We start from the raw sequence: 19,288 nt of genomic DNA, 5'->3' as shown, positions 1-19,288 counted from the left end.
ATTTATAGAATTTGTGTTTTAAAATTAAGCATTATATTTCAGCCTGTAATTTTAGATAAATAGTCGAAATTACTTTTCGTTGTACCCGTAAATTTATCTGAATTTAAAGTTAAAACTTTCGATTTAGTTTTCTACCACCTTTGATCAAAGGAGAAAAATAGAGATGAACACTGCAGAATTATTGGTAAAATGCCTCGAAAATGAAGGAGTCAAATATGTATTTGGACTCCCTGGAGAAGAGAATCTGAATATCTTGGAAGCTCTCAAAGATTCTCCAATTCAATTTATAACTACCCGACATGAACAAGGTGCCGCTTTTATGGCAGATGTCTATGGTCGTTTAACAGGAAAAGCAGGAGTTTGTTTATCAACATTAGGCCCTGGAGCGACTAATTTAATGACAGGTGTTGCTGATGCTAATTTAGATGGCGCACCTTTAGTAGCAATTACAGGTCAAGTTGGTACAGATAGAATGCACATTGAATCTCACCAATATTTAGATTTAGTGGCAATGTTTGAGCCAGTAACTAAATGGAATGCTCAAATTGTTCGTCCTAGTAATACACCAGAAATTGTCCGCAAAGCATTTAAAGTAGCTCAACAAGAAAAGCCTGGCGCAGTACATATTGATTTACCTGAAAATATTGCGGCAATGTCTGTAGAAGGGGAACCTTTGAATCGTGATAAGCAAGAAAAATCTTATTCTGCTTATCAAAGTATGACTGCAGCAGCAGTAGCAATTTCTAAAGCAAAAAACCCTGTAATTTTAGTGGGAAATGGAGCGATTCGGGCTAATGCAAGTGAAGCTTTAACAGAGTTTGCAACACAATTAAATATTCCTGTTGCTAATACTTTTATGGGTAAAGGTGTGATGCCTTATACTCTTCCTCTGTCTTTATGGACTACAGGATTACAACAACGGGATTATATTACTTGTGCTTTTGATGAAACAGATTTGGTTATTGCAGTTGGTTATGATTTGATTGAATATTCACCAAAAAAATGGAATCCTCAAGGTGAAATTCCGATTATTCATATTGGAGCAAAATATGCGGAGATTGATAGTAGTTATATTCCGATAGCTGAAATAGTTGGAGATATTTCAGATTCTTTGAATGAAATTTTACGACGTTCTGAGCGAATGAATCAAGTAAGTCCGACTGTATCAGAAATTAGAACAAATCTTCGCTCTGAATATGAGGGATATAGTAAAGATAATGACTTTCCAATTAAGCCTCAAAAACTAATTTATGATTTACGTCAAGTAATGGGCCCAGAAGATATTGTTATTTCTGATGTTGGTGCTCATAAAATGTGGATTGCTAGACATTATCATTGTGACCGTCCTAATACTTGTTTGATTTCTAATGGATTTGCTGCAATGGGTATTGCTATTCCTGGAGCGATCGCTGCTAAATTAGTCCATCCTGACCGTAAGGTAATAGCTGCAACAGGGGATGGTGGGTTTATGATGAATTGTCAAGAGTTGGAAACTGCTTTACGAGTGGGTACTGCTTTTGTAACTTTAATTTTTAATGATGGTGGTTATGGTTTGATTGAATGGAAGCAGGAAGACCATTTCGGTAAGTCATCTTTTATTAAGTTTGGCAATCCAGATTTTGTTAAGTTTGCTGAAAGTTTTGGTTTGAAAGGTTATCGAGTTGAGTCTGCTACTGATTTAATTCCTACTCTGAAAGAGGCTCTTGCTCAAGATGTTCCCGCTGTAATTGATTGTCCTGTTGATTATCGAGAAAATGCTCGTTTTACTCAAAAATCAGGTGGTTTAAGTTGTTCTATTTAGCTAGTAGTAGTTCGTAGTAGGTTTGAGTAGGAGATTTTTCAGCAATTTATGATTGGTTATTGCTTGGTTGCTGAAAAATAATCCAGAGTAGGAAAGTTTCTGTATTTTCAGGAGTTCAGTAGGGTGGGAAATACAAATTTTTCAGCCACCAATGAGAAAATAACTAGGGAAAACTTACGATGAAATACGAAAATTTTTTCTATAGTTTAGCTATCAGAGAATGTTTAAAGAGTTCGAGCCACTATAATTTTTAATTTAGCGGTGAGATGAATTTCAACCAGTAAATTAATTGCACAATTATGAAACAAGTTTTGTGTTAGGATTAAATGGTATTTAGAAATAAGTTGAATCACCAAATTGATTACTTTAACTTACCAGTACAAGCTGAACCAACTCAGCATCAATAGGCAGAAATTAATCACATTCTTGATGTCTGTAAAAGTGTATATAACTATGCTTTAAGAGGGCATAAAGATTGGTTAAGTTCAAGGAAGTCACCAATCAATATTTGTTCGATTATTTCTGAATATATTATCCCTGGTGATACCCCTTACCCTAATTACAATTATCAGGCAAAAAATCTAACAACAGCCAAGAAAACTAATCCTAAGTTAAAATCAGTTAATGCTCAAGTTTTACAACAAACTTTAAAACAATTAGACAGGGCATTTTCTGAAATGAAATCTCTGGGTAAAGGCTTTCCTAGATTTAAGAAAAGGATGAGAAGCTTTGTTTTTCCTGCCATGCTGAAAAATTATCTAGGTTGCGGTAGATTCAAGTTGCCTCAACTGGGGTGGATTAAAATTAGGCAAAGTAGACCATATCCAGAAGTTATGGTAGCTAAACAAGCTAGGATAGTAAAAAAAGCTACGGGTTATTATTTGATGGTTAGTTTTACTTCATCAAAGTCAGTGCCAGATAATTTAGTAGGGAAAACATCATTAGGTATAGATGCAGGGATAGAAAGTTTTGTCGCTACTTCTACAGGAAAATTAATCAAGGCCCCTAAGTTTTTATCAGGTCAACTACGCAAGCTTAAATTGGCGAGCGACCCCGCGCCGCCTCCAGGCGCAAGGGAACGCGCGAGCTTGCTGCAAAGAAGGTTAAAACATAAAAATAAAGGGTCGAGTAATTGGTCAAAACTCCAGAATAGAATAGCTAGATTGGATGAGAAAATCTCTAATACAAGACGTGATTGGCATTTCAACATAGCTCATCAACTTTGTGATTTAGCAGACAATATTTTTGTCGAATATGTTAACTTTAATTCCTGGTCTAAAGGCATTGTCAGGAAACAATCTTTAGATAGTGGTATAGGTCAGTTTATTAACGAAATCTTACCTTATGTTTGTTGGAAACGAGGTAAGTATTATGCCAAAGTTGATAAGAATTATACATCTCAAGAATATCCTTTATGTGGGCATAGACAGAAAAAGAAACTCTCTGATAGAAAGCATAATTGTAGCAACTGTAGTTATCAAATAAATCGTGATGTAGCTGCTGCAAAAATAATCAGAAATAGAGGATTAATAGCCGTGGGGCACACGGCAAAAGAAAAGCGCACCGCCTGCGCTGAGGTTCCCTCAGCGTAAAGACGGAGCAAGAAAGCTTGTGGAGATGGTCTGACGGGGGTACAACTCAACTTGTTTGATTTGTTATCTAGCTAAGAATCTGTGATACAAGAATCTTCTGTTATAATCTCCGATTTAACGGGCGAGTGTCAATATAAAACTCTGGTATTTGACTTTGACAGAGAAAAATTATGGTAATTAAATTAAGGTGTGATTAGAAAGAAAGTTTTTGGTTACAAAAAATAGCTTATTTTCAGATTAGTTTGATTTTTTTGAGCATCATATTTGAGTAAATATTCACATTGGTAGAGAAATTTTCTACCCCTCTGTGAGTAACTTCAGTTGAAGTGACAGAGGGAAAAAAATTTGCTTACCAAAAATATCCTCTTTCCAGATTAGTTTGATTTTTTTGAGCATCATATTTGAGTAAATATTCGTGAGCGATCGCCTCTAAGTTACGGAGATTTTCTACTTCTGATTTACAAATCTCAGTATCGGTAGATAAAAGAATAACTTGATGACTAGCAGAAGGGAAATAACGTTCTACTAAATTCTGACGGTGGGATGAATCTAATCTACCCAAAGGTGTATCAATAGCGACGGGTAAATGTCTACCAGAAACCTTTGCCAAACCCCACAAAAACGAAATTGCCAAAAGCTGTTTTTCTCCAGCAGAAATGCGATTTTTAGGAACAACTTGCCCTTGATTATCGTAGAGAGAAAGAGCAAAATTATTATTATCAATAGCCACGCGATGCACCAAGTCTGATTTATGCAAAAGATAGCGGAAACATTCAGTAACTTCCATCTCTAGTTTATTCAACTTTTTCAGGGTTAACTTCTCCTTAAATAGCTGCAAAGTTTTCTTCACTTTACCAGAAGATTCAATGATATTTTGAATATTGTGACGTTCGATAGTTTCATCAGTATAGCTAAATAATTCCTTCTTAGTTTTAGTAATAGCATCCTCCAATTTTTTACGCTCGCGTTTACTATTTTCACAAGCAATCTGTATCCTAGCTAACTCAGTTTGTGCCTCCTGTAAAGCAGCTTCCAAAATTTTATAAGCTTCCGGAGATGCTGCACTTACTAGCTGCTTTTCTAGAACATTAATTTCCACTTCTAAATCCTTGAGACTGGTTAAACTTTCCCGAGCATTTTTTCGACAATTTTCAATCTCATAGCGCAACAAATTTTCTAGTAAAGTTAGCGCCTCTTCATCTGCTAATAACCAAGGTTCATCAATTTGATTAATATCCTCTTCAATCATCAGATTTTCTCGATCGAGAAACCTTTGAATTTTACTAATTTTGCCAGCAGGAATAGACAACTCATTCAGATAATTAACTAAACGTTGGTCTCTTTCCTGAAAAGCATCTAAAGCTATTTCTGCCTCATGGCGTAAAATCTCTACATCACCTTGAGAACTTGCTTGTTCCAAAAGAGGAGAAATTAAAGCCAGAGGTAAAGCTCCCGCAGCAAGTTCAACCATTTCCTGACGAGCATTTTCCATCTCTAATTCGACATCTTGAAATTCTTGTTTTAACTGACTTCTTTCAGCAGCAATTTTTCCCCCTTCCGAGACAAATTTTCTCATAGCTTTTTCTTGCTTTTGTTGAGCTTTTTTTAATTGCTTTTCCAAATCTACCAATTTTTCTGTAGCAACTTCAAAATCTTTTTTTTGCTGATGGAGTTTTTGTTCAATTTCCTCTAAATTTGCTATTTCTTTAGTCTTGGCAAATTGCTTCTTTTTCCGAGTCACCAAAATATCCAAATCTGCCGCGAGACGTTCGGCTAATTCTAATCCTAATAATGACTGAATTGCATCTACTACTAAAGGTGGTGGTGTTTCTAGTTCAGCTAATTCTTTTACTTGTTCTCCATCAAATAGAAATAAGTTAGAAATTCCTAAAGGTAAGAGATTTTCTATATATTCATCCCAGGCATTTGCTAAGTAAGAATCAGGCCATTCGCCATCAAGAATTCCTAAACTATCTTTGCCATCTTTAGGATTTTTTTCCCAGGTACGAACTACGCGATATTCTACAAGTTGGTCGTCTTGAATATGTTCAAAAGCTAATTCAATGCGAGTTTTTTCTGTAGGGGGAGTATTACGATTTACGCATTGAGAAAGAAAGTCGCTATAAGTTAAGTTTCCTCTAGTTGAACATTGGGTGCGATGACCGTAAAGTGCGAGGCGAATGGCATCTAAAAGAGTAGTTTTTCCTCCTCCATTCATACCTCCAAATAAGATGATGGGGCGAGGGCGATCGGTAAGGGTAGGGCGGAGGTTTATTGTTTGTTTACCGGAGTAGGGTCCGAAATTTTGTAAGACGAGTTCTAGGAAAATCATTTTTTAGGGAATAGGGAATAGGGAATAGGGAATAGGGAATAGGGAGTAGGGAGTAGGGGGAAAGGTAGTGGGTTAACGAAGTCAGAAGTCAGAAGTCAGAAGTTAACCCACCCCTAACCCCTCCCAGGAGGGGAAGTAGGGGATTTGAGCTCCGCTCCAAAAATCTTGCGCCTTAAAAGGCGGGGTTTTAGACCCATATTATTTTGATAATTAACTTGATTTTTTTATTCTTAGAATTTACCTTTTTTCGGTAGGAGATAAGTTTGACAAATCCAATTTTCTTGTCAACCAACGCCCGAATTTTTGCCTTTGACTTAGACTGAGAAAAACAGAGGTTTCCCACAGATGAGTTTTCCAGAGAAATTTTCATAACTTTCTAGTCATTGTTGAATTTTCCCAGTAGAAGGTAAATCTGACAAATCCAATTTTCTTGTAATTTTTGCCTTTGACTTAGACTGAGAAAAACAGAGGTTTTCCACAAATGAGTTTTCCAAAGAAAATTTCATAACTTTCTAGTCATTGTTGAATTTTTCCCAGTAGGAGGTAAATCTGACAAAGAGAATTTTCTTGTTAACCAACGCCCGAATTTTTGCCTTTGACTTAGACTGAGAAAAACAGAGGTTTCCCGCAGATGAGTTTTCCAGAGAAATTTTCATAACTTTCTAGTCATTGTTGAATTTTCCCAGTAGAAGGTAAATCTGACAAAGAGAATTTTTTTGTAATTTTTGCCTTTGACTTAGACTGGGAAAAAGAGAGGTTTTCCAGAGATGAGTTTGTCAGAAAAATTTTCATCAACAGATAATTTTTGCCTTTGATCTAAGACTGGGAAAATAGAGTTTTACTAGAGATGAGTTTGCCAGAAAAATTTTTATAAATTCCTAGTCACTATTGAATGTTTCCTGTAGGAAGTAAGTCTAACAAATAGAGTTTTACTGTCAACCAACGCCCGAATTTTTGTCTTTGACCTAGATTGGGAAAATAGAGTTTTACAAAAGATAAATTTTCTGGAGAAAGTTTCATATTTTTATTTCTCCCCTGCTCCCCTATTCTCCTGCTTTCCCACTCCCTTACTCGATATCTGCCGAATTTTGACGAGAAAATTTCATGTTTGCCCAACTTAATTGTTTAATTTTCTCTGAAACTTTTCCTTGCTCGACAGCTTCTTTAAGGTCTCTTTTATTATGAGCGTTTTGAATAGCTTCTTCCTTGGAACGAGAACTTGTTTCAAAACATTGTTCGAGACTTTCATAAATCTTATATCGGTGAGACTTAATATAATATTGCCGCTCTGTATCTAACAGTTTTGCCATAAGTTCAAGGTGCATCTCATCCCCATTACATATTTCTTCTAATACTGACCATTCATCACTACCTAAAAGACTTATTCCTGCACCAGGACGACAGTCTTTAAATTTCTCTCCTGTTACTTCTTTATATATACGAGGTAAACTATCATCAAACTCGTGTTTTTCCTCTAACCAAATGCGTCTAATTTCACTCAGTTCTTCCAGAGAAATCAGAGTAATATCTCGCATATTTTCTGGAGCAGTTTCACGAATTTGTGTTTGAGCTTCTAACAGTTTTCTCAGTAAAGTATCTCGCCATTCTTTTTTATATGGACCAGGAATTGGTTCTACAGAAACTTCACCATCTATATTCCGTTCAAATAGTTGAACTGTACCCCAAATTCGCCGAAAATCTCTTTTATCTCTGTCCGAAATATCTAGTTCCCGACGCAAATCTATCAGAGGTTGTAACCATTCTTTTTCCTCATCATTTTGAATCATTGCTGACATAGATTTATCACTATCTACTAAGGTGCAAACCCAGCACCCAAAACGAGAACTTCCACAACTAGGAGTTGAAGTATCAACTACTAACGGACATTCATTATCTTCCGTCGCACCTCGATACATTGCTAGTAAATCTTTATTACTATTTCCCCAAGGATTTTCCCACTGCATTAAATATAGCCAAACTTCATCAGTTCGCCAGTCCTCAATAGGGGAATAAATTAAAGAATTAAGTAAATTGGCATTAGGACTAAGGCGTTCCCGTACTCGTTTTTCTTCTAATCTTTTCATTGTTCTAGCGCGGTTAACACTTTCAGCTTTACGAGTACCTAAAACTAGGATAACTTCTCCATTAGTTCGTACAGCATTACGAATAAAAAGATTAGATGGTTCAATTTTTAAACGTCCCGTACACCATCTAAATTTTAGACGGGGTGCGGGATAACCTTTGCCAATTAAACCTACCCAATATGTATATTGAATATCTGGTTGTAGAAGGTGAGTTTCTATTGGCATTTTCTGTTCTTGGGCAACTCTCTCAATGTTTTTTAGAGATTGTTTTACCCAAGCAGAAACATAAGGATTTTCTACTCGTGTATCAGTAGTAATTACATAAATTTTTTTAGTTCTTTTTTCTACTGGCAAAGTAGCGATCGCATTCCATATAAGTTGCAAAACTGCGGTACTATCTTTTCCTCCAGAATATCCAACAATTAAGGGGATTTCATCAAGGCAATATAATTCTTGAATTTCTATAGTTAGCTTTTCTATATCTTTGATTAGTTCAGCAGTTGTTCGCTCTGGAAAAAGAGATTTTTGTATTCCTACCATTTTTCAATACTCCTAAAATTTTTTTTAATTTATTCTGCATTTTTATGAGATAAATATATTTTGGCGATGCCATTGTAAAGCTTCTATTCTGGGGAAAGATTCTTTTTCATTTGGCAACCAAAGCTGATTACTATTAAATTCCTTCATTGGTTTAGAATTGGGTGATTCTTCTAAGAAATTATTGGAAACGATGATTTTATAATCATCAGTTATGGTAAATAAACCTTTATCGAATGCCCAATGATGATTTTTACACAGTGATATGCCGTTATCTATTCTATTGTCATAAAATTTGGCAAATGGTTTGATCTGGGCTCCATCTACAATATTTTGGTTTATTGACATACTGAGTTTCATTCCACAAAAAGCACATTTATAGTTATAGGTATGTACAACTGCTTTACGAAAGATACTATCTCTAACTACAGATTTTTTGAAATATGATTTAGGTTGTTTTTGCTGTTGGTTTGATAAATTAATTGAACTTTCTTTCTCATTATTGTCTTTTGGGAATCTTTCATTAATTACGATAAGTTCTTTAATTTTTTTTTGATTAGCTGAAAACCAAGTTGCAATGAGTACGTCTATTAATTCTTTTCTAGAACTTTGCTCTTGTAGTAGTTCAAAAAGTTCTGGGTCTAAACTGGCATACTCAACGACCTGTTTTAACTGTTTAACAGAACTTGGCTGCTTTAAAGAATTAATTTTAGACTCAAGATGCCAGAATCTTTCACTCTTTAGAAAATAAAAAGGAAGGTGTAAACGATTTTTACCTTTATAAATACCAGATGATAAAATATCCCAATGTTTATTGAAGGTACTAATTAGTTCTTCAGATACAGAAATATGATTATTATTGATTACACAAGGTTTAATCAAATCAATCACAGATAAAATCAAGATTGGTTTATATTCGGCTTTAGGACTAAGCTTTTGACTTGTCTTAAGTTCGGTAAAATATTGACAGTAGTATGCTAATTTTTTTTCCCTTTTTAATTCTTGATTTTTGCTCATTTATAGCCCCAGGCAAAACATCTATATTTTCAGTATTTATTTGTCATAAACTCGCAGATTAACTAAATAAATATGCCAAATTAAATCTCAAATAACTACCAGAACTAAATTTACTATAACTATTCTCATTCCTCCTTTTTAAAATTACAAAGTTAACTTGATTAGTTTCTCAGCAATACCTGTCACTGTAATGTTGTACTTTGAAAAAATCAATAAATTTTTCACCACTCCTCTTTACATAGAGAAATAAATTATGGTAATCAAGAATGATTTATGAGAAATGATATTAAATTTTCTTATAAATCAAGTAATACAGCAATCAATCTCTCACATCTGACACCTGATTGCTATATTTATTATAGCGATGCTAAATTGGTTGTAAAAATTTTTATAACAGTTAATTTTCAAGCAAAACCTTTAATATTCTGATTCTTAACTATCACCAAAATATTACAACTTAAATTGGATTTATATGGGTGTATCTCATATTTGCAAAAATACTTTTTTCCTATATATTCCCTGTTCCCTGTTCCCTAAAGCAATAAATTTTTGGCTTTATTCAAAATTGAGAGACACCCATTTCTATAGATGTTATTTCTATTTTAAGTAAGAATGCAATCACGATATTAAATATTAAAATCTATTAATACCAATTCACTTTAAAAATGTCATAAATAGTTTTAAACTTTAAATTTGAAATAATTTCCTGAAATTACTGAGCGTGTCTTTCATATCGCCCATAGAAAAGTTTTTAGGAAAGAATGAAACCGAACAGCTTACTTCAATATCTAAAAAAAGTGCTTGAGAATTTAGGAACAAAATATGTCATTAATTTTGCTTATGCACTTACTGCTGAGTTTGAAGCAATTTTCAGTGTCAAAAATCTCAAAGTATCCTTATTTTAAGAGTAAAAAAAGACATTAATATTCACCCCTTGTGTTTCATTGGTTAATATTGACATAATAAATTGTATATGATATAAAAATAACTTACAATTAACAATCATATCAATCAAATAGTTTTTAAAAACATTTGTTAACAAAAATTTATATATACATATTTTTTTAAAAATCGTTAAAAATATTTCCCAAAATCAGCGATGAAAAAAACCAATAAACCCACCTCAGAAATAGCAAAAGAAATTTTAGAAAACGATAATCGAGAAAGAGAAGCGATCGCTATCCTTTTAGACAAACATATAGGCAAAGATGACAGACTTTTAGTACAAAAAACCATGATGGGAAAAACGGAAGCTTACATCGGTTCTGTCACTCTAGAATGGTTAGATAGTCGTGTACGTTTTGCCTCTCAACTACCATTATTTCGACAAAAATTTGATGTAGAAACAGACAATATAATTCGGGATGCAGAAACAATAGATGAAATTCAACAACGTCCCCTAGATTGGTCTCGTCAAGCTCCATTAACTCTATATTTAGCAACAAGAAAAGCTCATAAATTTCCAGCAGTATTAGTAGTAATTAGCCCTAGTTGGGTAGATAATCCTAAAGCAGAAGAATGGAATAAAAATGGAAAAGCAAATAAATCTGCTACTGATTTTTTACCCCTAGATTCAGAGGGAAAAGTAGGATTATTAGACCTACGTTTAGAAGTAGCAGTATTTGCCTTAGATGGTCAACATCGACTGATGGGAATTCAAGGTTTAATGGAATTAACAAAAACAGGTAGGTTGCCTAGATATAACAAACAAAAAAAACCAGTAGGTGCAGCTATTAATATTGATGATTTAGCAGAAACCCATAATATTGAATTACCAGAACTACAAAAATTAGCTTACGAACAAATAGGTATAGAATTTATTCCGGCAGTAGTAAAAGGAGAAAGTAGAGCACAAGCACGACGGAGAGTTAGGTCAGTTTTTGCTCATGTAAATTTGACTGCTGTGAAATTAAGTAAAGGGCAGTTGGCATTATTAAATGAGGATGATGGGTTTGCCATTGTGGCTAGAAAAGTAGCAATTTATCATCCTTTATTAAAGGAGAAAGATAATAGAAATCCACGAGTGAATTGGGATAGTGCTACTGTAGCAACTAAGTCTACTGTTTTAACAACTCTTCAGGCAATTCAAGAAATGTCTGAAAGATATTTAAAACCTCGTTATCCTCATTGGAAACCTTCAGATAAAGGTTTAATTCCAATGCGTCCCGAAGAAGAGGAATTAGAAGAGGGACTAGAGGAATTTATGTTGTTTTGGAATTATTTATCTAATTTACCTAGTTATTCAAGATTAGAAAATGGTGCCGAAACTCCAGAATTGAGAAGATTTAGTTTTGAAATAAAACCAGGAGAAGGTCATGTTTTATTCCGACCTGTTGGGCAAATTGCTTTTTCTGAAGCTCTAGGAATTTTAATATATAAAAAAGGCTTTTTTTTGGAGGAGGTTTTTCAGAAATTAAATAAGTATGATGTGGATGGTGGTTTGAGTGGAATAGAATCTCCTGACTCAATTTGGTATGGGGTTTTATATGATTTTAATCGCAAACGAATGTCAGTAGCTGGGAGAGACTTAGCGATGAGATTGTTTATCTATATATTAGGTGGAGTTTCTGACAAAATGGAACGAGCAGAAATTCGTCGAGAGTTGGCAGAAGCAAGGAGAGTTGGGGATAATCAAGCTGTAGATTTTCAAGGTAAGTTTGTGGAATTAAAAAAGGTAGGGTTGCCGAAAATTTTGTCTTAAAGTGTTAGAAAAAAGTTAAGTTAAACAATTAATAATTAATTATTAACAATTACCTCTTCTTTTCAAGGGTAGGATTGACTCAAAAGAAAATTTTTTCTTGTTTCTCCTTTAAAGGAGAGGCTTTAAACCTTAATTATTCGGTAAGGAAGAGTTGATTGATGTTTTGAATTTTTTCAAATTATTGAGACTAGCTTTAGTGCAATAAACTGCAAAAATTTATCTGCAATGAAAGCTATTTTAGAAGTTTGTAGAGTCAAAAAAAATAAGTCTGCGCTTACAATAATTTCATCGCAATTTTTATTCAGTAATACTACACTACAGAATATTATTTTTAACTATTACTCAATAAATATTTTTCTAAATACTGCCAATGTTGATGCCCGTATTCTTCTCGTAGTAAATCTTTCATATCAGCATTAATAACTAATTCTCCATCTTGATTATCTTGGAATAGTAGTCCATGGTCAAGTACCTCTTGTAGATCGGTGAGAGTATCTATTAAATTGGCGATCGAATAATGTTCTTCTACCCATTCAACAGGACTAGGTATTTCAGAATTAATATTTATTGGATTATTAGTATTAACTTCCATAATTTAATATCAGTAAAAATCCTGAATTTTAATCAATTGTTCAATCTTAATATATCATCTGATTATTCATGCCGTAATTTCAGTGAGGCTAGTCAAAGTGTTATTGTGAAAAATTTTTATGTCTTTTGCGATCTAGATCAATGGTATAGTGTTACCTCTTGTGGATCTACGGATGTTGAAGAAAATAATTGGAGCTATATATAGAGATAGGTGGCTTTTAGTATGGAAGAAGCTCTTTCTAGGCGTAATTTTCAAATTTCCTTTTTGTTGTGGCATTCTTTTTTATCGTTGATACAATATCAAATTGGATTTAGCTTGTAATTTTTATAAAAAAGTAAAAAAAGTCAAAGTTTTTGCTTAAAGTAGGATTTGAGTATTTAAATAACTGGATTCTGATTTGTTCTATCTAAAGTAGTAATAGTTTAAACAACATAATTAAGATGGCTATAAACAAATTTTATGGATAGTATTTTTATTCAAATAGTTGCCTATCGCGATTTAGAATTAGTCCCAACAGTAGAAGAAGCGATCGCCCATGCCACTCATCCTGAACGCCTCACTTTTGGCATTTGTTGGCAGTATGGTACGGATGAGGAAAAGGACTATATCAGCAAACTTAAAGGTATTAAAGATTGTCGTATTATTGCAGTGCCTGCTTCTGAAGCTCGTGGCGTAGGTTGGGCGAGGTCTTTGGTACAAAAGTTGTGGCAAAAGGAACGTTATACTCTACAAATTGATGCCCACATGAGATTTTTACCTGGCTGGGACATAGAATTGATTAAAATGCTGGAAATGTGTCCCAGTGAAAAACCTCTTTTGAGTACCTATCCTCCTGCTTACAGACCTCCCAGGGAATTGGTTGGGGATACGCCAAGTCGGTTAGAGGCAAAGGAGTTTGGAGATCCTGGTATTTTAAGTTTGAGAGCAATAGGCGATTTGAGTAAATGTAGTATTCCACAACTAGGAGCTTTTGTTGCTGCTGGGTTTATTTTTGCAGATGGGTTAATTATTGAGGAAGTACCCTACGACCCAGATATTTATTTTACTGGAGAAGAGGTGTTATTTGCTGCGAAAGCTTGGACGAGGGGATGGGATATTTATCATCCAAATCTTAGTGTTTGTTGGCATTTTTATAATACTGGTAAAAAACGGGTTGTACATTGGGAAGATCATCAAGATTGGTGGGTACAAAATAAGATATCTGAATCTCGTTTTCGTCAGGTTTTGGGAATGGAAACTGCTACGGAAGATTTTGGGATTTATGGTTTAGGAAATGTCAGAAGTTTGGCAGAGTATGAAGCATTAGCAGGTGTGAGTTTTCAGGAACGTTGGTTTATTCGTTTTATTTAGGAAGGAAGAAGGAAGAAGGGAGAAGTTAGAAGTCAGAAGTTAGAAGTTAGAAGGAAGTTAGTCAAGTACAAAGGTGAAAATTTTTCGCTTTGTTGGAAATATGATTTTCTCCTGACTCCTACCCTGACCAAAAGACTTTTTCACAGCAAACCCTAATTAATTCTCAAGCTAATAAATCATCTACTGCCACACTAAAACCTATTAAAATTTTTTGAGTAGTAACAACCTGACCAGAAGTAAACATTAAACCTTGATTTTCAGTAACTATTATTATCCATTTACTCTCAGGAAAAACTAACCAAACTTCTTCGCCACCAGATTCTAAATATTCCTGAGCTTTTAAAAAGACATTTTCAGCTAAATCTGTAGGAGAAATAATTTCTGCACTTAAAGGAAAACTCTGAGGCAAAGTAGGATAATTTCCATATTCTGAAACTAACTCAGGAGTCAGATAAGCAACATCAGGCGATCGCCCTTGTTTGTTAGTACGACAAGGTACATCTGTATAAACTTCTCCACCTTGTTTACTGGCATTTTTATAGTTATCCCAATAACGACCGAGCTTCAATTGAATTTTTCCATGTCTTAATGTCATGCCGTTTTTTTCTATTAATTTGCCGTCTACCCATTCCATTTTTTCAGGAGGGTTTTTTGTGAAGTCTTCTAAGGAGATATTCTGATTTATAAGAGTAGAATTTATCATAGTTTAAGAAGGAAGAAGTAAGAATAAGGAAGAAGTAAAGTAAGGATATCGCTGAGAAACTCTGTGAATTTTTTTTAGGGAATGAAAAAGTAAGAAGCAAGAATATGAGATTGTATTGATAGTAGAGTTGAGCATTAATACCCAAATCAAATTATCAAATTATTGTGCTATTTTTCGTCTGTTTAAGGTTTAATGGAATTGGTCGTTATCGTAGTTTTACTTATCCTCAAATCAAACAAGTAGTGAGACTTTTTATAGGAGTCAGGAGTAATATCATGTGCTGTGTATAACGGCTTCTTAAATTGTTCCAGATGGACAAAAACTCTCCACTAGAAATACCATTTAAGATTGGTTCTTCTTTAACAAGGCGTACAACAGCCTTATATCATCTCCGGTTGAACAGTTATAAATAAATAACGATGGAGGAGTCAGGAGTCAGGAGTCAGGAGGGAAGAAAGAAGAAGGAAGAAGAAGAACTGGAGTTGAAAGAGAAAGTTTTTATCACTAATTATCCGGACATGATATTACTCACTGCACCCGAATAATCGACAAGGGTTTGATCAATATCAAAGAAAATAAACTTAATACTCATTTAACGAGAGAATTTGCTAATTCACTATAGTAATCTCTGTGGTGAATAGAATCCACTGTAATTGTTTTAATCTCGATAAATTTACTAATGCGGTTATAAAATTCAAATAGTTTATTTTGCCAATTTAAGTAGTAGATACTTACTTGCTCATCATTTCCTACTTTTTCCAGATACCGAGACCAGGCGGCGTTTCTATAAAGTTTAGTAGTAGCTACAGCTTGGTTAATCAGAGAATCTGGCAATTTCAGAATTACTACCGAGAATCCTAGTTCTTCTAAAAGTTTATAAATATTCCTAATTTTGAATTCATCCTCAGAGGTTGAATCCCATAACTCCAAGGTTTTTAGGTTGGCATAATGACTACCTAGAAACCTTTCTAGGATAGAGTCAATCATAGCATTGCCTTGATTCTGATGAAATTTACTACCAGATTTCCAAGAGGCAATGCTTTCCAACTTCTCAACAATGTGAGAGGCCAAATCAATAGTAGCTTGTGCTGTTAAGATTCCCTTGGCTTTTTCATCTTCTAGGACCCGTTCGGTGTAATGTTCACTAATATAAACCTTTGTTCTAGAAGAATGTTTCGTCGCTAATACCTTTTGCAACTCTGTAATTAATGTGGTTTTACCAGATGCTACAACTCCCTCAAGAATCCAGCCATTAATCTGCTTTACCATAATATTATATCATGTTCCCCCTCCGGGGGAGCTACGCTAACGGTTGAATACTTATAAATAACTTAGCGAGAAGTCAGGAGTCAGAATTCAGGAGGGAAGAAAGGAGAAAAATCAAGATAATTTCAGTATTTCAAGATAATTTCAGTATTTATTCGGTACTGTCAGTTCTGAAATTTTATTTATAACTGATTATCCGAACATGATATTACTCCATTAGACTTGTTGGGAATTAAGCCGAAAAATTGCTAAAACCCTTATTAGTCAAGGTTTATAGTGTTTTTCAAGCCTCAAATCCTGAAAATATTATATAGTAAACTTTTCAGGCTTTTGAATTTTTATTTCCCAACAACTCTATTTAAAAGAAAATTAACTAGCTAATTCTTTAACCTTACTCATAATACCTTCAGGATCGATCCCTTGATGAGGGAACTGTTCCCATAGACCACCACAACCTTCTTGGTGAGTAGCTAGATAACCAAACTTAGGAGTCAGACTACGTTCCAATAACCAAGAACCGAAACGACTACCCAAACCTGTACGACGGTTGAATGCTTCAACAACCAATACAAAAGGAGCAGCACCAACTTTCTGCAACATATCTTCGTCAATGACGTTGAGAGTAGGTTTGTTAATCAAACCAACATCTATTCCTTGCTGTTTCAGACGTTCCACTGCATCAAGAGAGCGATATAACGCATCACCAAAACTGACAATATAACCTGCTGTACCTTCCCGGATAACTTCATCTTTCCCAGGAGTAAACTTATAACCTTCACCAAAGAATTCTTTACCATTGCTGTCTAACAGAATTGGTACTTTGGAACGAGTGGAGAAGATAAACCGCATTCCGGTTTGAGTAAATACTGCTTCCACACAAGCTTTCATTTGGTTCGCATCAGCAGGGAAATATAAGCGAGTTTCATAACCATCATCAAGACCGTTATCGGCAAACATATTGTTGATGCCAAAGTGACAAGTATTGTCTGCCATGTCATCTATACCAGCGTGGGAGAAGTGACACAAAACGTTGGAGTTGTTCAACCGCGCCATTGTAATTTCAGAAATACACATTTCTAAGAAAGCACTGAATGTGGCAAAAATACCTTGTTTCCCTGCTTCCATACCAAACCCTGCAGCAGCAGAAAAATTACCACGCTCCATGATGCCACCACTAATAAACCGCTCTGGAAAAGCATCATGAATTTGTTTGAACCCACAAGAACCTTCTAAGTCACTGTCAACAAATAAATGATTTTTGCGTTCCTCTTCACTCATACCTTTGAGGACAGATACCACACTCTCACCAAAGACATTCCGGTTAGAACCAACTTTATCACTTACACCCATGAAAGTGTAGCTTTGCTTTGGTTTTTCAATACCCTTGAGATAGTTAACTGCTTCAGTTCTACCTTTTGCTTCTAAATATTCGATCGCTAACTTTAGAGGAATCACATCATGTCCGTGGGTAGAACCTTCTAGACCTTCGATACCCACACTCATTTTCCGCTTATTAATCACAGCGATCGGACCTTCAGTTATAGCTGCTTGACATATTCGTTGATACAGACCATCTAAATCTTCCCCATCTCCTTCAAGTACGGTTAAGCCATGACCTGTTAAAGTTTTGTTGAGGTTGTAACCTTTTAAATAGTCGGAGGGATGACCCGCAATAGTAACATCATTATCATCAATTATCAATTTAACATTGAGATTTTGTGCTACTGCCATTCTAGCTGCTTCAGCATCGTTACCCTCTTGCTGGGAACCGTCGGAACCTAAGCAAAAGACTAATTTATCAGGATTTGCCATTGCCACACCGTTGATATAAGGCCACATATGACCTAATCTACCGGAACTGAACTTTACCCCTGGAGTAAATCCTAATTCTGGGTGTCCTGGTAAATGAGAATTAGCTGCCCGATAATTTACCAGACGTTCCACAGGAAGTTCTCCTGCTATAGCTGCCATTAAGTATTGAGTAGCCACACGGTGTCCAGCTTCATCAAAGAAGATAGGTACAAATTTTTCGGCTGCACCTCGGAAAAAGGCATCTAAAATCATAACTTCGGGTACTGTGTCATAAGGGCCACCTGTATGACCTCCTACTCCTCTAGCAGCACCAGTAGCGGTGAAGAAAATTATAGTATCACGGCAAAGTTGAATATTTGCTTTGAGTGTTTCCCGTTGTTCGTCTGTGAGAGTTGGGTTAGTGGGGTCGAGAGAAAGTGGTTTATAGCTTCCTATGTCAATTGGAAATGGTGCTGTAGTAATTGTCATGGTTAATAAGAGTGATAATATTTATCTATCGTTTTATGTATCTGTGTCCATGATTTATTTCATACCTATGATCAGGGATAAAATGTTTATGGGCAAAGAATTAAAGAAAGCCTACCATAGTTGGTGAGTTTTTTAATAATTATTTTATTTTTTTACTAAGGGTGCTTAAGACTTTAAAATCTACTGTATAGAACCCCTAAGTGGTATCTTCATAAATACTAAGTTTTTTAGCTAGGAGACAGGAGACAGGAGACAGGAGACAGGAGGTAATACCATTTCTCAAAAGTTTTGCTATATCTCCTAGGAAGTAGGGAGTAAGGAGTGGGGAGTAGCTAGTAGGGTTCAAAGGCATAAGATATAGCGCTGTGCGCAGGGAACAGGCAACAGGGAACAGGGAACAGGGGGAATAAATTGCCGATCATATAAGACTTCTAGCTCTTTTGCCCCTACTACAATTTGTAAATATACCAGCGCTCATTGCTATATTTTGTATTAATGCCGATAATCCTCTACATTCATTACTGAATCATTATTATTACTTAATAACTGAAATTGCATCGCAAGTATAGTATTATTTTTGGGAATTGGTATAACACAGAAGAGAGAAAAGGGAATATGTGGGGAGAAATAATACAAAAAATTCAACACACCAACAGAAGATTTTTCCTCAAAATTGATGCGCAAAAATACTTGAATACCATAATTATATAGCAATCAAATGGGTTCTATAAAAAATTGAGTTTGTAGGTTGGGTTGACAAAGGAAACCTAAAAAACGCATCTTTATTGTTGGGTTGTGAATCACACTTTTTCCTTTTCTTTGGAATGCTACGCAAACGAATTGAATCTTTTTTTTCTGAGTGTTGCGCTATAGTCGTCTCACTAAATATTTGGACTTTGGACAAAAAGCAAAATAGTTAGTGTAATAATTACGCTAATCATATCTGGCAATGTTCCTCTGTCTCCAGTGAATTTAATCACTGAAAAATAGAAATAATTGAGAGTGATCGCCGACGGGGATGCCAACTTTTAGT

Annotated in this window: 14 protein-coding genes; 6 read left to right on the top strand and 8 right to left on the bottom strand. The window is 34.9% G+C overall.

Translation table 11 applies throughout. The annotated features are described in order from the left end of the window. Positions 1-163: 163 nt before the first annotated feature. Together F6K06_RS28490 and F6K06_RS28485 are read left to right on the top strand one after the other, a co-directional pair. On the top strand, positions 164-1,801 hold the full coding sequence (locus F6K06_RS28490; RefSeq protein WP_287244185.1) for an acetolactate synthase large subunit: 1,638 nt from the start codon (positions 164-166) through the stop codon (positions 1,799-1,801). 413 nt (positions 1,802-2,214) lie between these two features. Next, positions 2,215-3,393, top strand: a complete 1,179-nt coding sequence (locus F6K06_RS28485; RefSeq protein WP_353734907.1) for a transposase — start codon at positions 2,215-2,217, stop codon at positions 3,391-3,393. Between the two features lie 349 nt (positions 3,394-3,742). On the opposite strand, the gene dndD is transcribed toward F6K06_RS28485, so the two are convergent. The 4 genes from dndD to F6K06_RS28465 all read right to left on the bottom strand — a co-directional run bounded on the left by dndD (position 3,743) and on the right by F6K06_RS28465 (position 9,363). Next, positions 3,743-5,725: a DNA sulfur modification protein DndD gene (gene dndD, locus F6K06_RS28480; RefSeq protein WP_124143738.1), complete on the bottom strand. Its 1,983-nt coding sequence runs from the start codon at positions 5,723-5,725 to the stop codon at positions 3,743-3,745. A gap of 885 nt (positions 5,726-6,610) precedes the next feature. Beyond that, on the bottom strand, positions 6,611-6,745 hold the full coding sequence (locus F6K06_RS28475) for a hypothetical protein (protein ID WP_275670301.1): 135 nt from the start codon (positions 6,743-6,745) through the stop codon (positions 6,611-6,613). Between the two features lie 47 nt (positions 6,746-6,792). After that, entirely contained in the window at positions 6,793-8,349 is a 1,557-nt protein-coding gene (dndC, locus tag F6K06_RS28470) for a DNA phosphorothioation system sulfurtransferase DndC (RefSeq protein WP_124143739.1), read from the bottom strand. A 42-nt stretch (positions 8,350-8,391) separates the two neighbouring features. After that, positions 8,392-9,363 (bottom strand): HNH endonuclease, encoded by a 972-nt coding sequence (locus tag F6K06_RS28465; protein WP_124143740.1) that lies wholly within the window; start codon positions 9,361-9,363, stop codon positions 8,392-8,394. 761 nt (positions 9,364-10,124) lie between these two features. On the opposite strand from F6K06_RS28465, the gene F6K06_RS28460 reads away from it, so the two are divergent. Together F6K06_RS28460 and F6K06_RS28455 are read left to right on the top strand one after the other, a co-directional pair. Next, on the top strand, positions 10,125-10,268 hold the full coding sequence (locus F6K06_RS28460; RefSeq protein WP_161564374.1) for a hypothetical protein: 144 nt from the start codon (positions 10,125-10,127) through the stop codon (positions 10,266-10,268). A gap of 194 nt (positions 10,269-10,462) precedes the next feature. Further along, a complete protein-coding gene (locus tag F6K06_RS28455; RefSeq protein WP_124143741.1) occupies positions 10,463-12,064 on the top strand; it encodes a DGQHR domain-containing protein in 1,602 nt (533 codons plus the stop codon). Between the two features lie 331 nt (positions 12,065-12,395). On the opposite strand, the gene F6K06_RS28450 is transcribed toward F6K06_RS28455, so the two are convergent. After that, positions 12,396-12,656, bottom strand: coding sequence for a hypothetical protein (locus F6K06_RS28450; RefSeq protein ID WP_124143742.1), 261 nt, complete (start codon positions 12,654-12,656; stop codon positions 12,396-12,398). Positions 12,657-13,115: 459 nt separating this feature from the next. Between F6K06_RS28450 and F6K06_RS28445 the strand changes: the two genes are divergently transcribed. After that, complete coding sequence (locus F6K06_RS28445) at positions 13,116-14,006, top strand: GlcNAc-transferase family protein (protein WP_124143743.1); 891 nt, start codon at positions 13,116-13,118, stop codon at positions 14,004-14,006. Between the two features lie 163 nt (positions 14,007-14,169). On the opposite strand, the gene F6K06_RS28440 is transcribed toward F6K06_RS28445, so the two are convergent. After that, positions 14,170-14,709 carry a Uma2 family endonuclease gene (locus tag F6K06_RS28440; RefSeq protein WP_124143744.1) on the bottom strand — a complete coding sequence of 180 codons (540 nt, stop codon included), beginning with the start codon at positions 14,707-14,709 and terminating at the stop codon, positions 14,170-14,172. A 419-nt stretch (positions 14,710-15,128) separates the two neighbouring features. Here F6K06_RS28440 and F6K06_RS28435 point away from each other — a divergent pair, with 419 nt between their 5' ends. Then, a complete protein-coding gene (locus tag F6K06_RS28435) occupies positions 15,129-15,254 on the top strand; it encodes a hypothetical protein (RefSeq protein ID WP_275670302.1) in 126 nt (41 codons plus the stop codon). Positions 15,255-15,297: 43 nt separating this feature from the next. Here the strand turns inward: F6K06_RS28435 and F6K06_RS28430 are convergent, their stop codons facing one another. Together F6K06_RS28430 and F6K06_RS28425 are read right to left on the bottom strand one after the other, a co-directional pair. Beyond that, a complete protein-coding gene (locus F6K06_RS28430) occupies positions 15,298-15,978 on the bottom strand; it encodes a hypothetical protein (RefSeq protein WP_124143745.1) in 681 nt (226 codons plus the stop codon). A gap of 366 nt (positions 15,979-16,344) precedes the next feature. Then, positions 16,345-18,255, bottom strand: a complete 1,911-nt coding sequence (locus F6K06_RS28425) for a transketolase C-terminal domain-containing protein (RefSeq protein ID WP_124143746.1) — start codon at positions 18,253-18,255, stop codon at positions 16,345-16,347. Positions 18,256-19,288 lie beyond the last annotated feature (1,033 nt).

The sequence above is a fragment of the Okeania sp. SIO1H4 genome (assembly GCF_010672695.1).
In the GTDB taxonomy this organism is placed as follows: domain Bacteria; phylum Cyanobacteriota; class Cyanobacteriia; order Cyanobacteriales; family Microcoleaceae; genus Okeania; species Okeania hirsuta.
Note: the sequence above shows the minus strand (reverse complement) of the source record. Positions and strands in the feature narration are given on the sequence as shown.